The organism is Streptomyces sp. CNH189 (assembly GCF_000527195.1).
In genome coordinates this window covers 21,125-40,211 of record NZ_AZUS01000022.1, presented here as the reverse complement: position 1 = coordinate 40,211, position 19,087 = coordinate 21,125, and the positions used below count along the sequence as shown (strand labels likewise).

General features: G+C 74.1%; 19 protein-coding genes. 12 read left to right on the top strand and 7 right to left on the bottom strand.

Annotation, left to right across the window (positions count from 1 at the left end; all coding sequences use genetic code 11):
- Window positions 1–74: 74 nt before the first annotated feature.
- On the top strand, window positions 75–1,043 hold the full coding sequence (locus tag B100_RS0126635; RefSeq protein ID WP_486585705.1) for an alpha/beta fold hydrolase: 969 nt from the start codon (window positions 75–77) through the stop codon (window positions 1,041–1,043).
- Between the two features lie 107 nt (window positions 1,044–1,150).
- On the opposite strand, the gene B100_RS0126630 is transcribed toward B100_RS0126635, so the two are convergent.
- From B100_RS0126630 to B100_RS0126615, 4 genes are all read right to left on the bottom strand, one after another.
- Window positions 1,151–1,429, bottom strand: coding sequence for a hypothetical protein (locus tag B100_RS0126630; protein WP_024887452.1), 279 nt, complete (start codon window positions 1,427–1,429; stop codon window positions 1,151–1,153).
- Between the two features lie 140 nt (window positions 1,430–1,569).
- A complete protein-coding gene (locus tag B100_RS0126625; RefSeq protein WP_024887451.1) occupies window positions 1,570–1,842 on the bottom strand; it encodes a hypothetical protein in 273 nt (90 codons plus the stop codon).
- Window positions 1,843–1,991: 149 nt separating this feature from the next.
- Window positions 1,992–2,273 (bottom strand): hypothetical protein, encoded by a 282-nt coding sequence (locus B100_RS0126620; RefSeq protein WP_024887450.1) that lies wholly within the window; start codon window positions 2,271–2,273, stop codon window positions 1,992–1,994.
- 140 nt (window positions 2,274–2,413) lie between these two features.
- Complete coding sequence (locus tag B100_RS0126615; protein WP_024887449.1) at window positions 2,414–2,686, bottom strand: hypothetical protein; 273 nt, start codon at window positions 2,684–2,686, stop codon at window positions 2,414–2,416.
- A gap of 327 nt (window positions 2,687–3,013) precedes the next feature.
- On the opposite strand from B100_RS0126615, the gene B100_RS0126610 reads away from it, so the two are divergent.
- Window positions 3,014–3,253 carry a chaplin gene (locus tag B100_RS0126610; RefSeq protein ID WP_024887448.1) on the top strand — a complete coding sequence of 80 codons (240 nt, stop codon included), beginning with the start codon at window positions 3,014–3,016 and terminating at the stop codon, window positions 3,251–3,253.
- Window positions 3,254–3,451: 198 nt separating this feature from the next.
- On the opposite strand, the gene B100_RS0126605 is transcribed toward B100_RS0126610, so the two are convergent.
- Window positions 3,452–3,721, bottom strand: coding sequence for a hypothetical protein (locus tag B100_RS0126605; protein WP_024887447.1), 270 nt, complete (start codon window positions 3,719–3,721; stop codon window positions 3,452–3,454).
- 160 nt (window positions 3,722–3,881) lie between these two features.
- Window positions 3,882–4,832 (bottom strand): hypothetical protein, encoded by a 951-nt coding sequence (locus tag B100_RS34930; protein WP_024887446.1) that lies wholly within the window; start codon window positions 4,830–4,832, stop codon window positions 3,882–3,884.
- A 322-nt stretch (window positions 4,833–5,154) separates the two neighbouring features.
- Between B100_RS34930 and B100_RS0126595 the strand changes: the two genes are divergently transcribed.
- The 8 genes from B100_RS0126595 (at window position 5,155) to B100_RS34285 (ending at window position 14,945) form a co-directional block, all read left to right on the top strand.
- On the top strand, window positions 5,155–6,240 hold the full coding sequence (locus tag B100_RS0126595) for a hypothetical protein (RefSeq protein ID WP_024887445.1): 1,086 nt from the start codon (window positions 5,155–5,157) through the stop codon (window positions 6,238–6,240).
- A 44-nt stretch (window positions 6,241–6,284) separates the two neighbouring features.
- The gene (locus B100_RS0126590) at window positions 6,285–7,529 is read left to right on the top strand and encodes a glycosyltransferase family 4 protein (protein ID WP_024887444.1); all 1,245 of its coding nucleotides are present in this window, start codon (window positions 6,285–6,287) and stop codon (window positions 7,527–7,529) included.
- On the top strand, window positions 7,526–8,953 hold the full coding sequence (locus B100_RS0126585; protein ID WP_024887443.1) for an exopolysaccharide biosynthesis polyprenyl glycosylphosphotransferase: 1,428 nt from the start codon (window positions 7,526–7,528) through the stop codon (window positions 8,951–8,953). Before B100_RS0126590 ends, B100_RS0126585 begins: the two co-directional genes overlap by 4 nt.
- A gap of 6 nt (window positions 8,954–8,959) precedes the next feature.
- Window positions 8,960–10,303: an O-antigen ligase family protein gene (locus B100_RS0126580; protein WP_024887442.1), complete on the top strand. Its 1,344-nt coding sequence runs from the start codon at window positions 8,960–8,962 to the stop codon at window positions 10,301–10,303.
- Window positions 10,304–10,728: 425 nt separating this feature from the next.
- A complete protein-coding gene (gene murJ / locus B100_RS34295; RefSeq protein ID WP_078541202.1) occupies window positions 10,729–12,390 on the top strand; it encodes a lipid II flippase MurJ in 1,662 nt (553 codons plus the stop codon).
- Window positions 12,374–13,141, top strand: a complete 768-nt coding sequence (locus B100_RS0126570; protein WP_024887440.1) for a polysaccharide deacetylase family protein — start codon at window positions 12,374–12,376, stop codon at window positions 13,139–13,141. The genes murJ and B100_RS0126570 overlap by 17 nt, the downstream gene beginning before the upstream one ends.
- A 1-nt stretch (window position 13,142) precedes the next feature.
- A complete protein-coding gene (locus B100_RS34290) occupies window positions 13,143–14,279 on the top strand; it encodes a glycosyltransferase (RefSeq protein WP_037723557.1) in 1,137 nt (378 codons plus the stop codon).
- Between the two features lie 15 nt (window positions 14,280–14,294).
- Window positions 14,295–14,945 (top strand): YveK family protein, encoded by a 651-nt coding sequence (locus B100_RS34285; RefSeq protein ID WP_037723555.1) that lies wholly within the window; start codon window positions 14,295–14,297, stop codon window positions 14,943–14,945.
- Window positions 14,946–14,977: 32 nt separating this feature from the next.
- Here B100_RS34285 and B100_RS0126555 read toward each other — a convergent pair whose 3' ends face one another.
- Window positions 14,978–16,333, bottom strand: coding sequence for a glycosyl hydrolase (locus B100_RS0126555; protein WP_024887439.1), 1,356 nt, complete (start codon window positions 16,331–16,333; stop codon window positions 14,978–14,980).
- 169 nt (window positions 16,334–16,502) lie between these two features.
- Between B100_RS0126555 and B100_RS0126550 the strand changes: the two genes are divergently transcribed.
- Window positions 16,503–17,756 carry a hypothetical protein gene (locus B100_RS0126550; protein WP_024887438.1) on the top strand — a complete coding sequence of 418 codons (1,254 nt, stop codon included), beginning with the start codon at window positions 16,503–16,505 and terminating at the stop codon, window positions 17,754–17,756.
- Window positions 17,757–17,758: 2 nt separating this feature from the next.
- Window positions 17,759–19,024, top strand: a complete 1,266-nt coding sequence (locus tag B100_RS0126545) for an NAD(P)-binding domain-containing protein (RefSeq protein ID WP_024887437.1) — start codon at window positions 17,759–17,761, stop codon at window positions 19,022–19,024.
- The last annotated feature ends 63 nt before the right edge of the window (window positions 19,025–19,087 follow it).

The window sequence follows — 19,087 nt, the reverse complement described above, 5'->3', positions numbered from 1 at the left end:
ATTACGTCCGAATGGTGCGTTTCCTGGTAATGATGGAACGGTTCGCCATCGTTCCGCCTTTCCCGGAGTCGCTCATGCGCACTGCCGTCATCGCCGCCCAGGCCCCACCCCGCGCGGAGGGATCCCGGCCCGTCCCCCGAGCGCCCGAGCCGGCGGAGGAGCGCGACCTCGTCTTCGCCGGGTTCCGGTACACCTGCCGGATCGTCCGTCAGAACGCGCCCGCGACCGTGCCGCTGCTGCTTCTGGGCGGGTCCTCACAGAACCGGTACTCCTGGCAGGGCCACGAAAGGTGGCTCTCACCGCTGTGCACGCTCGTCACCGTGGACCTCCCCGGCTACGGCAGCTCGGACTTCCTGCCGGCCGGGTACGGCATCGACTTCCTCGCCGACGCGGTCCGGCACATGCTCGTGGAGCTGGACATGGGGCAGGTGAACCTCTTCGGCGGTTGCTTCGGCGAGGTCGTCGGACTGCGCTTCGCCCAGCGCCACCCCGCGCATGTCCGGCGCATCCTCTTCGGAGGCGCGGCGAACCGCCTTCCCCAGCTGTACGAGGAGGCCGTGCCGCGGCTACGGCGGGCGCTGGAGCGCGGCGCGATCGAGGAGGCGGCGGACGGGCTGGTGCGGCTGTTCATGTCGAACCCGGAGGCGGGGAAGGTCCGTCGGCACGCGGCCGTGGCGCGGCTGCTGCAGCAGCAGTTCGTGAACCAGACGCCGGACGACATCAGGAAGGCCGTGGAGCACAACACCCGCCTGCTGACGCACGGGTGCTACGAGCCGCTGCCGGTGCCGCGGGTGCCGACGCTGGTCTTCACCGGGGAGTACGACACCCTGTGCACCCCGGAGATGGGGCGGGAGCTCGCCGCGACGATGCCGGGGGCGGTGTTCACCACCGTCAAGGAGGCGGACCACCTGGTCACGGTCGAGCGCCGGGAGGAGTCCGCGGACCTGATCGCCCGCTTCTGCACCGACCGCCCGATCGACGACCTGCCGTACTGCGGCCCGCTGGAGTCGCCGTGCGCCGCTTCCGCCGCCGCGCGGACCTGACGACGCGACGAGGACCTGACGCGGCCACGAGGACCTGACGCGGCCACGAGGAAGGGCCGGGATCCGAAGTTCGGATCCCGGCCCTTCCTCGTGGCCGCGTGAAGGCTTCAGGACTTCTCGCCGGGAACGGTCAGGCTCGACACGCAGGACATCGAGCCGTTCGACCCGGTGCAGCTCTGCGTCGTCTCGTTGACGACGCGGACGTTGCCGTACTGGTCGTGGGTGACCCGGTACTCCTCCTGCGTGCAGCGCACGTTGCCCTTGCCGTCGTCGGCGCACATGGCGGTGTTCTCGACACTCACGGCCTGCACGGCGCCGGCGCCGATCAGAGCGAAGCTTCCGAGAATTCCGGCGGCCACGGCCACAATCTTCTTCACGGTGATCATTTACCCTTAATCCTCATGGTCGGCCCCGCGGAAAGCGGGGCCATGCATTACGTCGGAGCCGTTCACCGCCTCCGAACAGGGCAGGTCTGGGGCGGACACGTGTGTCCGGCACCCAGACCTGCCCGGTCACCAGGTGGTACTCAGTCCTCGGCGCCCAGCGCGAGCCCGTTGGTGCAGGACACCGCCTCGGTCTGCTTGTCCTCGACGCTGTTGAAGCCGAGGATCGACAGCGCCAGGTTCACGTCGGAGATGTTGATGAGACCCTGGGTGGTGTTCGACTGCGAGCAGGCGTTGGTCTGCTTGTTGTTGAGTTCAGCGCTCGGCTCGTCGCCGGCGTGGCTGACGCCCGCGCCAAGGAAGCTGACGCTGCCGAGCATGGCCATCACGACGGCGGCCTTCTGGTACTTGCGCATTACCTCTCCATTTCTCGTGCTGACTCGGTTCACGAATGAACCGGTCGCTTACAGTCGCCAACATTAGGCGACTTTTTATGCCAATCAGCGAGAGAAACGCCGCTTCTCGCAATTCCCTGAGAAAGGGCACGTGCGGCGCAATGACATATTTATCGGATCGGCTTAGTAACGGCCGACGTCTCACAGGAGATCTCACCGGCCCCCGCGGAACAGGCGGGCTTCGATCCCTTGACGGTGTGGTGGACCGTGCCGTCGCGGTCGATGGTCAGCCGCTCCTCGCTCATCTGCACGCAGCTGACTCCGCCCCGCCCGTCGGACACGCAGCCGTTCGGGTCCTCGGCCCCGGAGGCCGGACCGGCGACGGCGCCGAGCAGCGCCAGGCCCCCGAGCACACCCGCGAGCACGGACGCGACATTCCTCGACTTGCTCATGTTCCTTCTCCCCACAGTCGCCCCGGCCCCGGACCGACGTCCGGTGTGCCGAGAGGTTGACATGGTCGTGAAGCCGGACAGGCCCGAGGCCCGGACGCGTACGTCCGGGCCTCGGGACCTGTTCGATCATCGAGAGATGATCACTTGCCACCCAGCGCGAGGCCGTTGGCGCAGCTGACACCGACGTTGGTCTCGTCCTCGATGCCGTTGCCGGCCAGGAGGGCGGCGATCGGCAGGTTGACGTCAGCGACGTTGATCAGCCCCTGGACCGTGTTCGACTGCGTGCAGGCGTTGCCCTGCTTGTTGTTCAGCTCGAACTCCGGACCCTCGCCCGCGAAGCTGGCGCCGGCGCCAAGGAAGCTGACGCTGCCGAGCATGGCCATCACGACGGCGGCCTTCTGGTACTTGCGCATTACTTCTCCGTTTCTCACATGGACACAGCCCGCTACGGACCGGTCACTGACAGTCGCTAACGTAAGCGACCCCCGCGCCTTTTGACAGCCGAAACGCCCGAATGCGTACATTTCCTGTGAAGATGCAGGTCAGGGTCGTGGCGGCGATGCATCAGACGGCGGAACGGAGGCGACACCCCGGCGGAACGGATCGCCCTTCACCTCACAACACGGACCAAAGAGTGATCCCGGACAATCAACCGTTACCCGGGCCGGTGTCGGCGCGTTGAGCGGGGAGTGCGGCCGTTCTTCATGTGCCGCGCTTACCAGACCAGTAAGGAGAACGTGATGTCTCGCATCGCGAAGGCGGCCACCCTGGCTCTCGGCACGGGCGCCGTTGTGTTCAGCGGCGCCGGAATGGCCTCGGCTCACTCCGGCGCCGATGGTGCGGCCGTCCACTCGCCCGGCGTCGCTTCGGGCAATGTGATCCAGGCTCCGATCCACATCCCCGTCAACGTGTGCGGGAACACCGTGGACATTGTCGGCGCCCTGAACCCCGCTTTCGGCAACTACTGCGTGAACAAGTAGCAGTAGCGGTACAGCGGTCTACGGACGTCCGTCGTAGCACCCCAGGAGCCCCAGGAGCCCCGGAGGCCTCGCCTTCCGGGGCTCCTTCGCGCGCGCTAGCCGTCGCCGGCGCACGGGACGTGATCGCCGGCGACGGGACGTGAAAAGCATCAGGCCCCCGGTGGATCACCGGGGGCCTGATGTCGCTGGGCGCAGAGGTCAGGCGTGCAGTCCCACGTCGCCGCGCACCGGCTTGGCCTCGTTGACCACGGCCGCCGCTTCCTTCGTGGTGCCGAGCAGCGAGCTCTGGTCGGTGTCGACGAGCGAGTCCGACTCCTGCAGCGGCATCAGCTCGAAGGGAACCGCGGTGCGCAGGCCCGTGTCGAGGCCGGTGGACGCCAGGTCGGTGGAGTCCGCGTACGCGGGCGCCGCGACACCGGCGGCGATCAGGGACCCGGCAAGGACGGCGGCAGCCTTCAGGGACTTCATCGTGTTCCTTTCTTCGGCAACGCAAGTCGCCGGAGTGGTTCTGTCGCCGTGCTCAACGATCCCCGGCCGGAGCGGAAACCGGGAAATCGAAGATTGCCGAGTCCTCATACGAAATACGAATTCTATGAACAGACGGCGCGCCTGACCCCGCGTCGCGTTTTCAGGAATTCGGCATCAGGAGCGACGTGAGCGCGGGCAGCACCCCGGGCGCCGCGGCGGACTGCGCGGGGTCGGCCGGATCAGCGGGATCGGCGGGGTCGGCCGGGTCCGCCGGGTCCGCGGGGTCCGCCGGGTCCGCGGGGTCCGCCGGGTCCGCCGGGGCGGGCAGCGTCGTGACCGTCTGCGGGTCGGTGGTCCCCGTCAGCGCGTCGAGGAGTTCGTCCACCCGGGCGAGCAGCTCGTCGGTGGACGCGAGGGCGGTGTCGGCCGCCGCGGCCGCCGCCGTCTCGGCCGCGGAGGCCGCCTCCGTCGTCTCCGTCGTCTCCGTCGTCTCCGTGGTGCCCGTGGACTCCGTGCTGTCCGTACCGTCCGTGCCGACCGTGATCTCCGTCGTGCCGGTCGACGTGTTCTCGGTCGTCGTGGTCGTCGTGCTGCTGGGCGCGGTCTGCTCGGACTTGGGGAGCAGCAGGTCCAGGAGGCTGTCGAGGGCCTCGCGCACGGCGCCCAGTCCGCTGTTCGCGGTGCCGTCGTCCTCCTCCGCCGTGGGCAGCAGCACGCCCGTGACCGGTGCCACCAGGCCCGGCAGGAGCGGCGTGGCGGGTGCGGCGGCGGGCGTGGAGGTGTTGGTGGTCACCGTCGTGGTGACGGTCACCGGGTCGTCGGCCGCCGCGCGGGTCACCGCCGTGCGGGCCGCGTCGGCCAGTTCGCGGGCGCGGGACGGGGGGAGCTGGCCGTCGGGGGACGCGAGGACCGCCTTGATCAGGTCGGCGACCGGGGCGAGGGCGCCCGGGGCCGCCTCGGGGTGCGAGACCCGCGCGAGGAGCGCGGCGGACGACACCGCCGGGTCCTGTCCCGGGTGCGAGTCGGCCGCGAAGGCGGCCGGACCGGTGGTGGCCAGGAGGGCGGCGCACAGGGCGCCGAGTGCGATGCGCCGGGCCGGCAGAGCGCGCATGAAAAGTCCTTTCGCGGGGCTTCGGATCTTGAACCCACCGTCGAAGCGCCCGTGAGGCCCCGCAACCGGGCGTACGCCTTTCGGTTCGGGCCGCCGTCACCCTCCTGCGCGTCGCGGCAGCTGAGCCGGTGTGTGAAGCCGCAGGTCAGGCAAACCAGGTTTCACGATTCCAACACACTTGCCACCCTTTGACGAATTTCACCGTGTTTGTCCGTTTGGTGACTAGAGTTGCGGTGCTCCGACGCACCTTCATGGGCGGACGCATCGCACTCGTCCCCGCTGCCTGCCGCCGCCACCCTTTTCCGAAAGGCTCCGAACGGTCATGCGCCAAACCCTGGGTCAGCTGCTTCGCCATGCGACGGTGGGCGTCCTCGCCCTCGCCGCGCTGTGGGCGCCCTGCGGCTCCACCGCCGCCGCGCCCGCCGAGCCGGCTCCGGAGGCGGAGGGGCTCCCCTTCGGCGAGCGGTACCGGGCGCTCCAGCACGGCAACATCGTGCGCGCGGCCAACTCCTCCCACACCTGCCGCTCCTCGGCGTCCTCGTGCCGCACGGTGCAGGGCGGTGGGCAGGGGGTGAACGGCGACTTCGACATGCACTACATCGACGTCGACGACGACCCCAACACGTACAACTCCTCCCGTGGGGAGGTCCGGCTGCCGGCCGGTTCCCGGGTGACGTACGCCCGTCTGTACTGGGGCGGCAACCTGCTCGTGGGTGAGCAGAAACCCGCCGAGGACAACGAGCGGGTGCTGGTCGCCGAACCTGGCGGCAGCTACAAGGAACTGCTCGCGGACACGATGGTCGGCCACCGCGTCGCGGCCGGCGCCGACGCCTTCCAGGCCTCCGCGGACGTGACGCGGCTGGTGCGGGACAGCGGGTCAGGCCTCTACACGGTCGCGCAGATCAACGTGGCGGGCGGCCGGTCGGCGGCCGGAGCCTGGGGCGGCTGGACGCTGGTGGTGGCGTACGAGAACCCGGCGGAGCCGCTGCGGCACCTGTCCGTGTGGGACGGCTTCGCCCCGCTGGGCGGCGACTCCGGTGCCCATTTCCCGCTGCGCGGGCTGCCGTTCGCGGCGGGCGCCGGCGGCCGGGTGGGCATGGTGGCCTACAACGGCGACCGCGGCACCGTCGGCGACTCCCTGGTCCTGACCGCGGGCGACACGGTCACCGCGCTCGGCGACGGTGCCAACCCGGTGGACGACGTGCTGAACTCCACCATCTCCAGCCCCGCGAACGCGCCGTCCGCGCGGGTGCCCGCGTACGCCAACACGCTCGGCTACGACTCCGACGTGTTCGACCTCGGCGGGCGCCTGACGCACGCCGGTGAGCAGGCGGCCCTCCGCCTCACCTCGCAGCGGGACGCCGCGTGGGCGGGCGTCCTCTTCGCCGCCGTCGACGCCCGTCCGTGAACGCGCCGTCCTGCGTCCCCGACACCTGTGTGAGTGAGGAAGCCGTGCCCACGGACCTGACACCGCCCGGCCGACGGCCGCGGGTACTGCACCTCACCCAGCCCGTGGACGGAGGCGTCGCACGGGTGGTGACCGACCTGGTGCGGGCGCAGCTGGCCGACGGCATGGACGTCGCCGCCGTCTGCCCCGACAGTCCCCTCACCACCCAGCTCCACTCGCTCGGCGCGCACGTGCGGCACTGGCGCGCGACCCGGTCGCCGGGCCCCTCGCTGGCCGGCGAGGTACGGCAACTGGCCCGGCTGATCGACGAGATGCGCCCCGACCTGGTGCACGCGCACAGCGCGAAGGCCGGGCTCGCCGGGCGCCTCGCCGTGCGCGGGCGCATCCCCACGGTGTTCCAGCCGCACGCCTGGTCGTTCGAGGCGGTGGGCGGCAGCACGGCCGCGCTCGCCCTGCGCTGGGAGCGGTGGGCGGCGCGCTGGGCCTCCCGGGTGATCTGCGTCAGCGAGGCGGAGCGCGCCACGGGGCTACGGGCCGGGATCACCGGCCGGTGGACCGTGGTGCCCAACGGCGTCGACCCCGAGCGTTTCCGCCCGGCCGCCGCCACCCCGGTGCGCGCCGGACTCCCCCCGCTGGCCGGTCTGGACGCGGACGCCCCGCTCGCCGTGTGCGTCGGCCGGCTGTGCCGGCAGAAGGGGCAGGACGTCCTGCTGCGGGCCTGGGAGGCCGTACGGCGGCAGGTGCCCGGGGCGCGGCTGGTGCTGGTCGGCGACGGGCCGGACCACGACCGGCTGCGCGCCGACGCCCCGGACTCGGTGCTGTTCACCGGAGCCGTGGCGGACGCGTCGCCCTGGTACCAGGCCGCCGACCTCGTCGTCCTGCCGTCCCGCTGGGAGGGCATGGCGCTGGCCCCGCTGGAGGCGATGGCCTGCGGCCGGCCCGTGGTGGTCACGGACGTCGACGGGGCCCGCGAGAGCCTGCCGCCGTCCCTCGCGGCCCGGTGCCTGGTGCCGCCGGAGGACCCGGAGGCGCTCGCCCGGACCGTCGGCGATCTGCTGCTCGATCCGCCACTGCGCGCGTCCCTCGGCGACCGGGCCCGCCGCCATGTGCTGTCCCTCCACGACGTGCGGCAGACCGCGAGGGCGGTCGCCGACGTCTACCGCGATCTCCTCGGCACCCGGCCGCCCGTGACCGCGGCGCGCCCGCTCCTGACGGCCGGGGACGCCGAGGCCGACCGGACGACACAGCGCGTCGAGCACTCAGAGCACAGGGAGTCCATCCACTCGTGACCGCCGAACGTACCGTGCCCTCCCCCGGTGTCCCGCCGCGGGAGCACGGATTCTCGCCCGTGTCCGTCATGCCGCCGCGCGCCGGCGACACCGGTCCCCGGCTGCCCGCGTCGCGGCCCCCGGACCGCCCCGAGTCCCCGGTCCCCCTGTTGTTCGCGGACGGCGCGGCGGCGCTGCTCGCCGGGTGGGCGGGCGCCGGCACCTCGCCGCTGTTCCTGGCCCTGCTGGCCGGGTCCTCACTCCTGCTGTTGCGTCCGCGCGGTGAGCGGCCCGCGCTCCCGGCGCTGCTCGACGAACTGCCCGCGGTGTGCGGGCGCGTGGCGGTGGCGTGGCTGGCGACGGCCGCCCTGTGGGCGGCGCTCCGGCCCGAGGAGGCACTGTCCGCCGGCACGGTGCTCGCGGGGCTGGCCGTGCAGGTGGCGGCGGGCGGCGGGCTGCGCGCGCTGGTGCACGGGCGGCGGCGCGCGGCGCTGCTGCGGCACCCGCGGGCGGCACTCGTGATCGGTCCGGCGGCGACCGCGCAGCGCGTGGCCTCCGCCGTGCTGCGCCACCCCCGGTGCGGGGTGCGGCCGGTGGGCGTCGTCGCCGCGCAGGGGGAGGGCGGTGACGGGGGCGTCCCGGTGCTGCGTACGGACGAGGAGGTCGAACGGGCGGTCATCCAGAACGGGGTGCGCGCTGTCGTCGCCGTCCATCCGTCGGTGCGGTCCGAACAGGGCGCGCTGATGCGGTCGTTGGCCGCGTCCGGGTGCACGGTGTGGGAGGTGGACGCGGAGCCCGTGCCGTACCCGGCGCGGGAGCGGCTGGCCGGGTTCTCCTGCCGGCGTCTCGACCTCGCGCCGGTCCGCGGCGGCGGCGCCGGCAAGCGGGTGCTCGACATCCTGGTGTCGGGGACGCTGCTGACGCTGGTCAGTCCGCTGCTGCTGGTGTGCGCGGTGACGCTGCGGATCACCGACGGGCCCGGGGTGGTGTTCCGTCAGGAGCGCATCGGCCGGGACGGAAAACCGTTCACGCTGCTGAAGTTCCGCACCCACCGCCCGGTCGACGAGCACGAGTCGGCGACCCGGTGGAGCGTGGCCAACGAGCACGAGATGCGCCGGTTCTGCCGGATGCTGCGCCGCACCTCGCTGGACGAGCTGCTGCAGCTGTGGAACGTGCTGCGCGGCGACATGAGCCTGGTCGGCCCGCGGCCGGAACGCCCGTACTTCGTCGCCCAGTTCAGCGAGACGTATCCGGGCTACGCGACCCGCCACCGGATGCGGGCCGGGATCACCGGGCTCGCGCAGGTGCACGGGCTGCGCGGCGACACCTCCATCGAGGACCGTGCCCGCTTCGACAACGCCTACATCGACGACTGGTCGCTGTGGCAGGACGTCTGCATCCTGCTGCGCACGGCGGCCACGCTGGTCCGTCCGACGGGGAGCTGACGCCAGGTGAGCCACGTCCCCGTACCCCCGCCGCGCCGGGCGGCCGGCCTGGTGCCGGTGCTGCCGCTGGTGGCGGTGGTCGCGCTGCTGGCCCTGCCGCCGACGGGGGACGGCGCGGGGCCCGCCGACGTGGTGTCCGCGCTGGTCGTCGGCTACTGCGTGATCCGTCTGCTGCGCGAACGGCGGCGCCCGCTGTCGCCGCGCGCGGCGGTGGTGCTGGGACTTCCGGTGGTGGGGCTCGCGGTCGCCGCCATGGGGGCGGCCTCGCCCGCGGCGGGGCTCGGCGGCATGGCCCGCTATCTGCAGGTCTTCGTGCTGGTCCCGGCGGCCGTGCTGGTGCTGCTGCGGGGCCGGGCCGACTTCCGGGTGCTGGCCTGGGCGTTCGTGGGACTCGCGCTGTGGCAGGGGGCGGTGGGCGTGCACCAGTACGTCACCGGGACCGGCGCGTCCTACCAGGGTGAGACCGTGCGCGCGGTCGGCACCTTCGGGGCGCAGGACGTGATGGGCATGGCCACGGCGGTGGCACTCGGCGTGGTCTGCGCGGCCGGGCTGGCGCTGGGCCGGACGCCGCGGTGGCAGCGGGCCCTGGCCGCCGGGTGCGCGGTCGTGCTGCTGCTGCCGCTGGCGGTGTCCTTCAGCCGGGGCGCCTGGATCGCGACCGCGCTGACCTGCACGGTGCAGCTGGCGTTCGCGGGTATGCGACGGGCGCTGAAGGTGGGGGCGGCCGTGGTCGCGGCGGCGGTGATCCTCGTGGGCGGCTTCGGGGTCGGTACGGCGATGCTGCAGGAGCGGATCGACAGCATCACGCAGGTGGCCGACGCCCCGGACCAGTCCGTGGTGGACCGGTACACGCTGTGGGCGTCGGCCACCGGCATGTGGCGTGACCACCCGCTGACCGGCGTGGGCCTGAAGAACTTCCCCGAGTACCGCGACGGGCACGCCACGCTGGCGCTCTCGTCGGGCAGCGACATCGAGGGGGCCGGCGAGACGTTCCACAAGCAGGCGCTGCTCTCCCCGCACAGCATGTATCTGCTGGTGCTCAGCGAGCAGGGCCTGATCGGCTTCTGCGCGCTGGTCGGAAGCTGGCTGGCGCTGCTGGTGTGCGCGGGGCGCGGCCTGCTGCGGTCGCGCCGCGACGGGCGCGGGTACGACTGCGCGCTGATCGCCTGCGGCCTGCTGCTGTGGCAGCTCACCGACTTCGTGTACGGCGACATCGGCGGCCCCTCGACCGTGCTGACCGGGGTCGCCCTCGGCCTGACGGCGTGGTGGGGGCTGGCCCCGGACGACCGGGCGGACGCGGTCCGCCGGGACGCCGTGCCGGACCGGGTGGAGGAGGCCGTGACCCGATGACGTCCCTCCCCGCCCAGCCGACCGGTACGCCCCGCGCCGATGCCGTGCCTCCCGCCGCGCCCGTCACCGAGACCTCCCGCACGACCCGCACCGCGAACTCCGGTCCCACGGCCGCCGGTCCGGCACGCACGGCTCCGGCGTCCCCGGCGCACTCCACACCGGTGGGCGGTGCGCCGTCGGCCGCCGCGCCGACGACCACGGCGCCCGTGACCGACGTCCAGCCGGGCGCGTCGTCGTCCGCCCCCGCACCGTCCGCCCCCGCACCGTCCGCCGGCCTGCCGTCCCGCGGCGCCTCCCAGCCGGGCTCCGCGCCCGGCCCCCGCACGGAGTGCGGACGGGCCCCGGGCGGCAGCCGGACGGCCGTCGGCGCGCCGCCCCGGGCGAAGGCCCGCACCGCCGACGGAGCCGCCCGCACCACCGCCGGTATGTCCGGCCGCCCGCCGGGCGACCGCTCCGGCGACCGCCCGGGCGACGGGCCGGAGGGTGCCGGCGAGCCCGGCTCCTCGCGCCGGTTCCTGGCCCGGGCCGCAATGGTCACCGCGGTGCTGTCCATCGCGGGGTCGCTGCTCGGCCTGGTCCGGGACCAGTCGCTGGCCCGGCTGTTCGGCGCGGGGAGCGACACGGACGCGTTCCTCGTCGCGTGGACCGTGCCGGAGATCGCGGCCACGCTGCTGATCGAGGACGGGCTGGCGATCGCGCTGATCCCGGCGTTCAGCATGGCGCTGGCCCGGCGTGCCCGGGGCGTCCCCGGTGACCCGGTGCGCGAGCTGGTGCGGGCCACCCTGCCGCGGCTGTGCCTGGCGTTCACCGCGGTGGCCGCGCTGGTCGCCGCCGGGGCGCCGTACCTGGTGCGGGTGCTCGCGCCGGGGCTGCCCGACCCGGGGCTCGCCGTCGACTGCACCCGGCTCACCGCGCTCAGCCTGCTGGCCTTCGGACTCGCCGGGTACTGCAGCGCCGCGCTGCGGGCGCACCGCCGGTTCCTCGCCCCGGCGGCGATCTACGTCGCGTACAACACCGGGATCATCGCCTCGATGTTCGCCTTCGGCGACGAGTGGGGGGTGCGCGCCGCCGCGGCCGGGGTCGCGGTGGGCGGCTGCCTGATGGTGGCGGTCCAGCTTCCGTCGCTGTGGCGGCAGTTGCGCTCCCGCACCCCCGCGCCCGCCACCTCCGTCACCGACGCGGCGGACGGGGAGCGGCCGGTGCGGCTGGCTCTGATCGCGGCCGTGCTGCTGTTCGCGCTGTGCCGCCAGTCGCAGGTCCTGGTCGAGCGTTTCCTGGCGTCCTCGCTGCCCGCCGGTGCCATCTCGCACCTGAACTACGCGCAGAAGGTCGCGCAGATCCCGATGACGCTGTCGCTGATGGTGTGCACCGTCACCTTCCCGGTGGTGGCGCGGGCGCTCGCCGACGGCGACACCGCGCGGGCCCGCGCCCGGGTGCAGCGGGACCTGGTCCTGGCGTCCTGCGTGGTGCTGCTGGGCATGTGCGCGGTCGTCTCCTGCGCCCCGCAGATGATCGAGCTGCTCTTCCAGCGTGGTGCGTTCACCGCGTCCGACACCGCCGCGACGGCGGACGTGATGCGCGTGTACGCGCTCGGTCTGCTCGGCCAGACACTGGTGGGCGCCCTGGTCCGCTGCTACTTCTCGGCGGGCAGCGCCCGCTGGTACCCGCTCGGCGTGATGGCCGTCGGCATCGTCGCCACCTCCGTGATCGGCGCGGTGACGGTGGGCCGCTGGGGGGTCGCCGGGATCGCCGCCGCCAACGCGGCCGGCATCACCGTCACGGCCGCCCTGCTGCTGGCGGGCCTGCGCTCCGGCCGTGCCGGGGACGTCCCGGGTGTCTCGGTGGGCGTCCGCCGGGTGCTCGCCGACCTCGCCCGGCCGGTCCTCGCGTCCGTCCTGGCCGTCACGGCCGGGGTGTTCGCGGCGGGCCGCTTCGCCTCGCCGGCGGCGGCACTCGCGGCCGGCGGCGTCGCCGTCACCGCCGTCTTCGTCCCGATCGCCCTGTCCGCCCTGGGCGTGGGCGCCGCGTCCGCCCGGCGCTCCGTCCGCTCCGTCACACGAAGGCTCACACATGGCCGCACCCGTTGATTCCCCGCTCGCCGACCGGACCCCGCCGGCCTCCCGCCCGGCGCCCGTCCCCTGGGTGGCGATGTACCACTCGGTGGGCGACTGCTCGGACGACCCGTACCGCGTCACCGTCACACCGCAGCGGCTGGAGCACCAGCTCACCTGGCTGCGGCGGCGCGGGCTGCGGGGCGTGTCCGTGGCGGAGCTGCTCGACGCGCGCGCCCGGGGCGAGGGGCGGGACCTGGTCGGTCTGACCTTCGACGACGGTTACACCGACTTCCTCACCGGCGCGCTGCCGCTGCTGCGCCGCTTCCGGTTCGGCGCCACCCTCTTCGTGCTGCCGGGCCGGCTCGGCGGCGACAACGCCTGGGACCCGCTCGGTCCGCGCAAGCCGCTGCTCACCGCGGACGGCATCCGGCGCGCCGCCGGGGAGGGCGTGGAGATCGGCTCGCACGGGCTGACCCACGTCGACCTCACCCGCGCCGACGACGCCCTGCTCACCGCCGAGGTGACGGAGAGCCGCGCCCGGCTCGCCGAGCTGACCGGCGCCCCGGTGGACGGTTTCTGCTACCCGTACGGAACGGTCGACGCGCGCGCCGTCGAGGCCGTGCGCAGGGCCGGTTACCGGTACGCCTGCGCCATCGACCCCGGCCCGCTGACCGGCCCGCACGCCCTGCCCCGCGCCCACGTCGGGCAGAACGACACGGCGTGGCGGCTGCATCTGAAGCTGCGGCTGCACCGGTGGCGCAGGCGTCCGGTGGAGGGCGTGTGAGATGAGGGCGCTGCACATCATCACCGGCCTCGGCGTGGGCGGTGCCGAGCAGCAGCTGCGGCTGCTGCTGCGTCATCTGCCGGTCGACTGCGACGTGGTGACGCTGACCAACCCGGGCCCGGTCGCCGACGGCCTGCGCTCCGACGGGGTGCGCGTGCTGCACCTGGGCATGGCGGGCAACCGCGACGTCGGCGTGCTCCCGCGTCTGGTCCGGGTGATCCGCTCCGGCGGCTACGACCTGGTCCACACCCACCTGTACCGGGCCTGCGTCTACGGGAGGCCCGCCGCACGGGTGGCGGGCGTGCGGGCGGTGGTGGCCACCGAGCACTCGCTGGGCGACTCCCAGATGGAGGGCCGCGCGCTGACGCGGGGCGTGCGCGCGCTGTACCTGGCGAGCGAGCGGCTCGGCTCGGCGACGGTCGCCGTCTCGCCCACGGTGGCCGACCGGCTGAAGCGCTGGGGCGTGCCCGCGCCACGCATCGAGGTGGTGCCGAACGGCATCGAGACGGATCGCTTCCGCTTCGACCCGGAGCGGCGGGAACGCACCCGCCGCCGGCTCGGGCTGCCGGACGGCGCGTTCGTCGTCGGCGGGGTGGGCCGGCTGGCCCGGGGCAAGCGGTTCGACGTGCTGGTGCGGGCCCTGGCCCGGCTGCCGGAGGATCACTGGCTGCTGCTGGTGGGCGGCGGCCCCGAGGAGCACGTGCTGCGCCGCACCGCGCACGAAGCGGGAGTGTCCGGGCGGGTGCTGTTCACCGGCGAGCGTCCCGCCGTGCCCGACGGCTCACCCGGCCCCGACCTGCCCTCGCTCACCTCCGCGATGGACCTCTTCGCCTCCCCGTCCACGGAGGAGGCGTTCGGCCTGGCGGCGGTGGAGGCACTGGCCGCCGGGCTGCCCGTGCTCTACGGCTCCTGCCCGGCCATCGAGGACCTGCCGCCGGCCGCCTCGGCCGGGGCCCGGCAGGTGCGCGGCGGCCCGGACGCGTACGCCCGCGCGATCGCCGAGGGCCGCGCGGCGGGCCCGGCCCCGCGCACGGCCGCCGAGGCCGCCCGCCACTACAGCATCACCCGCAGCACAGCCCGCCTCATGGACGTCTACACGGCCGCTGTCACCGGTCCGTCACCGTCCCTCGCACCCTAAGGAAGCAAGTCCCTCATGACCGACACCCCGACCCGCCGGCGCCTTCCGTCCCTGGACCGCGTCAGAAAGCTGCCGGCCTGGTCCGCGCTGGTGGCAGGAACACTCCTCGGCGGTCTCTGCGGCGGCGCGTACGGCCTGCTCACGCCGCCGGAGTACACGGCCACCAGCTATGTGGTGGCCGTCCCGACCGACCAGGCGACCCCGGAGTCCGCGCGCGGTTTCGCGCAGGCCTACGGGCGGGTGGCCACCCAGCTGGCGGTGCTGGGGGACGCGCAGGTGTGGGCCGGTGTGCCCGTGCGCACCCTGCGGGACAGCGTGCGCACGGCGACCTCGCCGGACGCGCCGATGGTCTCCGTCACCGCCACCTCCGACCGGCCCGGTCTCTCCGTCGACATGGCCAACGCGGTGGCGCGGGCGCTGACCCGGCACGCGGAGGACACCAAGGACAGCACCCGGGTGCGGCTCGTGCAGTTCTCCCGCGCGGTGCGGCCGAGCGGGCCCGCGTCGGCGTCGGCGGGGGTGACCGCTCTGGTCGGTGCCAGCGCGGGCGGGCTGCTCGGCGGTCTGGCGCTGCTGGCCCGGCCCCGCCGGGGCGGCCGGGGCGAGGAGCCGGTGCCGGCCGCCTCGGTGCCGGGCCCGGCCACCGCCGCCGACGTGCCCCGGTGACGGCGGTGAGCCCGGCCGGGACGGTCCCGGCCCTACCGGGAGCGCGACCACCAGTCGAAGCGCAGGCACAGCTTCCCGCCGAGCCAGTGCTCGACCCAGCGGCCGAGGTCCAGCGGCGAGCAGTGGTCCGGGAGCGTGGGACCGGCGGGCGGCTCGGTCGGCGCCGGGGTCTGCGGCGGGTCCTCGGGCGTACGGCCGTACAGGGCGGACCGGAAGACGCGGGAGGCGTCGGGGTTGTCGTCGCACTGCCAGACGCCGTGCGGGCAGTAGTCGGTCACCGTGTGGTAGAGCGGCCGGTGCTGCTGCATCCAGGCGAGCATGCGGCGCATGTACTCGGGATTGTCGCCGTTGCGGAAAAGCCCCCACTCCGGATAGGAGATGGGCTTTCCGTGGGCCTTGGCGAAATCGACGTGGGCCTGAAGCCCGTACGGCTCCGACACCTGCTCGTCGAAGGACATTCCGGTGGGCTGGTCGTACGAATCCATGCCGATGATGTCGACGGTGTCGTCCCCCGGATAGCACTGCGTCCACGGAACGGCGTCCCGGCCCCGGTTGGGTGTGAACTCGAACCGGAATTCCTGTCCCGGGACCGCCCGCATCGTGGTGACGATCCGGTTCCAGTACTTCTTCCAGGACTCCGGGTCGGGACCGCAGCGGTGGGTGTAGGTGACGCCGTTCATCTCCCAGCCGAGCACCAGGACGGTGTCCGGGATCTTCAGCGCGACGAGTCGTTCGGCGAGGGCGCGGAAGTGGTGGTCGAACTCACCGGCCGCGCCGCGCCGCAGCAGCCCGCGGACCTCCTCGTCGGAGACGCCGGCCTCGTTGCGCTCCTGGAGCGGGACGTTGAGGACGAGCATCCGCTTGTCGTCAGCGTTGCGCCAGTCCGCCCACGCGTCGAGGAAGCCGATGTCGCCTTCGATGTCCTTCCAGTGGTTGCCCGGCAGGTAGGTGTGGCCCACGCGCAGCTCCGCGCCGCCCAGCCAGCGGCTGAGCTGCTCCATCCGCTGCACGCCGCGGGCGTCGGAGGCGAGGAAGGCGCCGAAGGGCGGCACGCCGCGGGCGGGGGCGGGCGCGGCCGGCGGGGTGAGCGACGGCGGCCGGACCTCGGGCACGTCGGGGACGGCGGGCGCGGGGATGCCGGGCAGGGTGACGGTGGGCACGTCGACGGCGGGGGTCGGGACGGCCGACGCCGCGGGCTGCGCGCCCGCCGCGGGCTCGGGGCCGGCCGCCGGCGTGGGCCGGCCGGTCGGGCCCGGCAGCGCCGCCCCGGCGTCGTCCGCGTGCACCACCCCCGCCGCCGGGCCGGCCGCCAGGGCGGCCGACACGGCGACCGCCGCCACGCCCACGGCCAGGGCGCGGGACCGGACCCGCCGGTGCTGTGGGGCCATTGGCTGCTCCTCTTCTCGCTCGCGTCCGCCTGCTGCCTGCTGCCTCGCTGTTGACGAACAGTCATATGAAGTCAGCCATACGAAATACGACAGTGCCACTGTCACTGCGGCTTTCGAGTGCCGTTCTCCCCCGTGTGGGTGAGGCGGCGCCAGAGGAAAGTGAGAATGCGTGTCATTGCTTGACACCCGGGTTCCCGCCGTTGTGCTGCGGATCGACCGGAATCCCTTTCACCACGGCACACTGGGCGCCGTCCGGACCCTCGGCAGGGCGGGGGTGGAGGTGCATGTCGTCGCCGACTGCACGGGAAGTCCCGTGTCCCGATCGCGTTTTGTGCGCCGGCTGCACACCCCGCCGCCTCCGGACGCGTCCGAGGAACAGATCCTCGCCGTGCTGCGCCGCGTCGCGCGGGACGTGGGGCGCCCGGCGGTCCTGGTCCCGATGGACGACGCGACCGCCATCGCCGCGGCCCGGCTGCGCGAGGAGCTGAGCCCCTCCTACCTGCTGCCGGCGATGCCCGCGGCGCTCGCCGAACGCGTCGCGGACAAGGGGCAGCTGGCCGATGTCTGCGCCTCCGTGGGCGTGCCGCACCCGCGCACCCTGGTCCCGGACACCCCGGCCCGGGCCGCCGAGGACGCGCTGCGGCTCGGTCTGCCCGTGGTCGCCAAGTGGAGCCGCCCCTGGCTGCTCCCGGCGGGCTCCGGGCTGCGCAGCACGCAGGTGCTGCACTCGGCCCGCCAGGCGAGGGAGCTGCACGCGCGCACCGCGGAGGCGGGCAGCCCGCTGCTGCTCCAGGCGTTCCTGCCGCCCGGCCCGGACCGGGACTGGTTCTTCCACGGGTACGCCGACCGCGCGGGCACCGTGCGCGCGGGCGGACCGGGCCGCAAGCACCGGTCCTGGCCGCGCGGCGCGGGACTGACCGCGGTGGGCCGCTGGACGCCCAACTCGGAGGTGTTCGCGCTCGCCGAGCGGCTCACCGGTGAACTCGGCTACCGCGGCGTCCTCGACCTGGACTTCCGCCGCTGCGGCAGCACCGGCCGCTACCACCTGCTCGACTTCAACCCGCGGCCCGGCGCCCAGTTCCGGCTGTTCACGGACAGCGCCGGACTGGACGTCGTCCGCGCCCTGCACGCGGACCTGACGGGCCGTGCGCTGCCGGACGGCGATCCGGTGACCGGCAGGTCGTTCGTGGTGGAGAACTACGCGCCCCTCGCCGCGCTGCGTCCCGCGCCCGGCGGGCGCGAACTGGCCTGGTACGCGAGGGACGACCGGGCCCCGGGCTGGGCGATGTGGGGCCTGTGGGCCCGCCATGTGTCCGGCCGGCTGCGCCGGCGACTCGGCACCGCGGCACCGGTGCCGGCGCAGCGCCCCGTACCCCGGGCGGACACGCCCTCCCTGACCGACAACGAGAAAGCGAGCAGCTGATGATGTACGACCTCCTGGTGGTGGGCGCGGGTCCGTACGGTCTGTCGATCGCGTCGCACGCCGCGGCCGCCGGACTGAACCTGCGTGTCCTCGGCCGGCCGATGGCGTCCTGGCGGGACCACATGCCCCCCGGGATGTTCCTGAAGTCGGAGCCGTGGGCGTCCAACCTGTCCGACCCGGCCGGCCGCTGGCGGCTGGACGCCTACTGCACCGAGCGGGGGCTGACGGCTCGTCACGCGCACCCGATCCCGGTGGAGGACTTCGCCTCCTACGGGCTGTGGTTCGCCCGCAACGCCGTGCCGGAGGTGGACGAGCGCCTGATCGCGCGGGTGTCGTCGGGACCGGAGGGCTTCAGCGCCGTCGCCGAGGACGGGGAGGTGCTGCACGCGCGCACGGTGGCGCTGGCGGTGGGGGTGATGCCGTTCATCGAGGTGCCCTCCGCGCTGCGGGGACTGCACCCGACGCTGGTGACGCACAGCAGCCACCACAGTGACCTCGGGCCCTTCCAGGGCAAGGACGTCACGGTGATCGGCGGCGGGCAGGCCGCGCTGGAGACGGCGGCGCTGCTGGCGGAGCAGGGCACGCGGGTGCGGGTGCTGGCGCGGGCGGAGCGGCTGCGCTGGAACGACGTGCCGCCGCCGTGGGAGCGCCCCTGGTGGCAGTCGGCGCGCTCGCCGCACAGCGGTCTGGGCCCGGGCTGGCGGAACTGGTTCTACTCCGAGCGGCCGGGGCTGTTCCGGCGGCTGCCGGAGACGACCCGTGCGCGGATCGCGGCCACCGCGCTGGGCCCGGCGGGCGCCTGGTGGGTGCGGGAGCGGGTGGAGCGCGGGGTGGACCTGATGCCGGGCCACGAGGTGACCGCGGCGGCCGCGGTGCCCGGCGGGCTGCGGCTGGAGCTGGCCGACGTGACGGGGGCCCGGCGCACGCTGGAGACCGAGCACGTGATCGCCGCGACCGGGTTCAAGGCGCACCGTGACCGGCTGGGGCTGCTCTCGGCGGAGCTGCGCGGTGCGATGGCGGCGCTGCCCGACGGTTCCCCGGTGCTCGACCGCGGCTTCGAGTCCTCCTACCCGGGGCTGTTCCTCGCGGGTCTGGTGACGGCGTCGGGCTTCGGTCCGGCGATGCGGTTCGTGCACGGCGCGACGTTCACGGCGTCCACCCTGGTGCAGGGGGTGCGCCGGCGGCTGCGTACGGCCCCGGTGCGCGGGACGGTCCCGGTGCCCGCGGGCGGTGGCCGGGGCGGTGCGCCGGCTCCGGTGCGGGGCTGACGGACGGCACGACGAAACGTCCCCCGGACCAGGAGGTCCGGGGGACGTTTCGTGCCGGGGGGC